The sequence below is a fragment of the Chryseobacterium sp. HMWF035 genome, from assembly GCF_003094695.1.
GTDB classification, from domain to species: domain Bacteria; phylum Bacteroidota; class Bacteroidia; order Flavobacteriales; family Weeksellaceae; genus Chryseobacterium; species Chryseobacterium gambrini.
This window is the reverse complement of the sequence record NZ_QEHP01000122.1, coordinates 41347-44281: the sequence shown is the minus strand read 5'-3', so window position 1 is coordinate 44281 and position 2935 is coordinate 41347. Positions and strand designations below refer to the sequence as shown.

The following is a 2935-nucleotide window of genomic DNA, read 5'->3' as shown; positions in this document are numbered from 1 at the left end:
GGATATGATTACAGCTGTATTAATCATTTTTGCAGGAGGAAATCCAGACAAAGTTTTCAAAACATAAAAGAGGTCGGATTTCTTCCGACCATGACTAGAGATCTGCCGGAGAAGTATAGGTAATTTTAGCGCCGTGATATTCGAGAATCCGTTTAACGATTCTTAAACCCAATCCGGAACCTGAAATATTCTGAGAATTTTTTCCTCTTTTAAAGGCTTCAAAAAGTTTTGTCTGTTCTTCTTTCGGAATGGTGTTTCCATGGGAAATGACATCAACAATCAGATGTTCGTCATTTTCTTTAATCAATACATCCACTTCCACATCATCGGAATAGATAGCCGCATTTTTAAATAAGTTGATGAAAACAATATCGAGTAAAGACTGAATTCCTTTAATGGTTAAAAGTGCATCTTCAGAAGTATCTTCGGAAATAAGAAAATCCAGTTTTAATTTGGGGTAGCTTTTTTCAACCGCTTCAAAAGATTCGAAAATGACTTCATCAATTCTCACTTCTTCGTAAATGCTCTGGATATTTTCCCTGTCGAATTTGGTAAGCAGCAAAAGTGAATTGGTAAGATCCGAAAGCTGATACACATCCCTTTGAATCTGCTGTAAAGATGATAAAGTCTCAGGAGAATGTTCTCCGAATTTTATTAAATTTTCAAGCTGAAAAGCCATTCTTGTGATGGGAGTCCGTATTTCGTGGGAAGCACTTGCGGTAAAATCTTTCTGCGACTGGAAAACGTCGTCCAGCCTCCCAATCATTGTGTTAAACGATTTTGCCAGAACATCAATCTCATCATTAGAATTACGAACCGGAATCTGTGTTGTTAATTTATGTGCCGTAACTTCAGAAATTTCCTGATTAAGATCTTCCAGAGGTTTTAAAAACTGCCCCATGAAATAATAACTGAAAAAACCGATGAGAAGCGCACTCATCACATAAGCTGTTATTAAAAGATATTTAAGATACGCCAGTTTTGATTTTCCGTTGGTGTCGAAAGCACTTGTTAAAATATAATAGTTTTCTCCGTTGATGGTTCTTAATGCCGCATAAATTTCAGGAACCGTCTTTTCGGAATAGATTACTTTTTTTTCGTCGAGTTCTTTCAGAAGTTCATTATCCCAGGTTACATTGCGGTCTTTAATGGTGCTATAGATCAATTCTTTTTGCCCATTAAAAATTAATATGGTTTCATTTAAAAGAATATTATCTGAATTTTCATTAAAAAAGACAGGTGCTTCTTCTTCAAAATCTTTAGACTTGGCAATGAAATGGGAAGTGAACTCCAGTCTCTGCCTGAATCTTTCTTTGAATTCTTCTCTGCGGAAATCATTAAAAGACATATAAATAACTACCATTACAATAGCAAAAAGCAATGAAAAGGCAATACTGAGATTGAGCGCGATCTTCCTTTTTAGAGACATTCTATAACGGGCTTAGATAATATCCGAAACCGGAACGGGTGTGGATAAGTTTTACTTTAAAATCTTTATCGATCTTCTTTCGTAAAAAATTGATGTAGACTTCAACGGTATTGGTGTTCGTATTAAAATTATGTTCCCAAACGTGTTCCGTGATCTGCTGCTTGGAAACCGTTCTTCCCTGCGCTTCTGCAAGGTAAACCAACAACTGAAATTCTTTCAGGGTAAGATTGATTTCATTTCCGCCACGATAGACTTTCTGTTCGGTTTTATTTACTATCAGATCATCGATTCTTATAATTTCCTGATCCATATTCTCAGAAGGCGCTTTTCTTCTCAGCAAAGAATTGATGCGCAATAATAATTCTTCAAACTGAAATGGTTTTACCAGATAATCATCCGCCAAACGTGTAAACGCATCTTTCTTATCGGAAAGATCTCCGTAAGCCGAAATAATGATGATGGGCGTATTTTTATCGAAAGAACGGATGGTCTGACAAACGTCCAATCCATTAATTTTCGGAACATTGATGTCCAGAAGATATAAATCGTAGGAACTGTTCCTGATCTGGCGAAGAAATGTTTCCCCATCATAAATCTTGTCACATGTAAAGTTATTTGACTCCAGAAATTTGCAAAGTTCCGCTGAAAGAATTAAATCGTCTTCCAATAAAAGAATGTTCATCGAAAATTATTTTATACGAATGTAACGAAATTTTTGATGATTGTAAAGGAATTCAAAAGTGCAGGAATTACTTTTAATTGAATTTTAAGATTTGTACTGAATGCTTCTGAAAATTTTAATCCTGAAAAATCACATGAATTCAAATTGTTTTTATGGGGAGTGTTTAACAGAATCGGTAAGGTAAGCCTCGCTATTTTTAGGTTTTATGAAAATTTTTAAATATTTCAGACAAAATTCATACATAAAAATAAAGGCAAAAAAATATCCCGAAGAAATCGGGATATGATGAGAGCCAACTACGGGACTTGAACCCGTGACCTCTTCCTTACCAAGGAAGCACTCTACCGCTGAGCTAAGTCGGCCTAAACTAAAAAATCACACCAAAAAGCGTGATTTTTATTGAGCGGAAGACGGGGGTCGAACCCGCGACATTCAGCTTGGAAGGCTGACGCTCTACCAACTGAGCTACTTCCGCAATTTTGTTTCCAAAATTATTGGTAACGCTGTGCAAACTTAAGGAAAATCCTTTATTTATGCAACTTTTTTTCTAATATAAAATGTGGGGAGAGCAGGATTCGAACCTACGAAGCCGAAGCAACTGAGTTACAGTCAGTCCCATTTAGCCACTCTGGAATCTCCCCAGATATTTTATATTAAATTGAGCTTCCAGAGGGATTCGAACCCACGACCCCGAGATTACAAATCACGTGCTCTGGCCAACTGAGCTATGGAAGCATTTTAATAAATGGACTGAACGCTGTGAGAAACTCTACTCTACATCATTTCAGTAGTAAAAAAAATCACGCTTTTTAAGAGTGTGATAT

Annotated in this window: 2 protein-coding genes and 4 tRNA genes; all 6 read right to left on the bottom strand. The window is 36.3% G+C overall.

What is annotated here, in order from left to right; translation table 11 throughout:
* Positions 1-94 precede the first annotated feature (94 nt).
* Positions 95-1429, bottom strand: a complete 1335-nt coding sequence (locus DD829_RS18385; RefSeq protein WP_108411661.1) for an ATP-binding protein — start codon at positions 1427-1429, stop codon at positions 95-97.
* Position 1430: 1 nt separating this feature from the next.
* The gene (locus tag DD829_RS18380) at positions 1431-2111 is read right to left on the bottom strand and encodes a response regulator transcription factor (protein ID WP_076390699.1); all 681 of its coding nucleotides are present in this window, start codon (positions 2109-2111) and stop codon (positions 1431-1433) included.
* A gap of 290 nt (positions 2112-2401) precedes the next feature.
* A tRNA-Thr gene (locus DD829_RS18375) sits at positions 2402-2473 on the bottom strand.
* A gap of 40 nt (positions 2474-2513) precedes the next feature.
* Positions 2514-2586: transfer RNA gene (locus DD829_RS18370), tRNA-Gly, on the bottom strand.
* An 85-nt stretch (positions 2587-2671) separates the two neighbouring features.
* Positions 2672-2752 (bottom strand) — tRNA-Tyr (locus DD829_RS18365).
* Positions 2753-2772: 20 nt separating this feature from the next.
* Positions 2773-2846, bottom strand: a tRNA-Thr gene (locus DD829_RS18360).
* Between the last annotated feature and the right edge of the window lie 89 nt (positions 2847-2935).

What these genes read in the sequence shown, in the direction of transcription:
- DD829_RS18385 (WP_108411661.1), bottom strand. Translation starts at nt 1,429, where the DNA reads ATGTCTCTAAAAAGGAAGATCGCGCTCAATCTCAGTATTGCCTTTTCA.
- DD829_RS18380 (WP_076390699.1), bottom strand. Translation starts at nt 2,111, where the DNA reads ATGAACATTCTTTTATTGGAAGACGATTTAATTCTTTCAGCGGAACTT.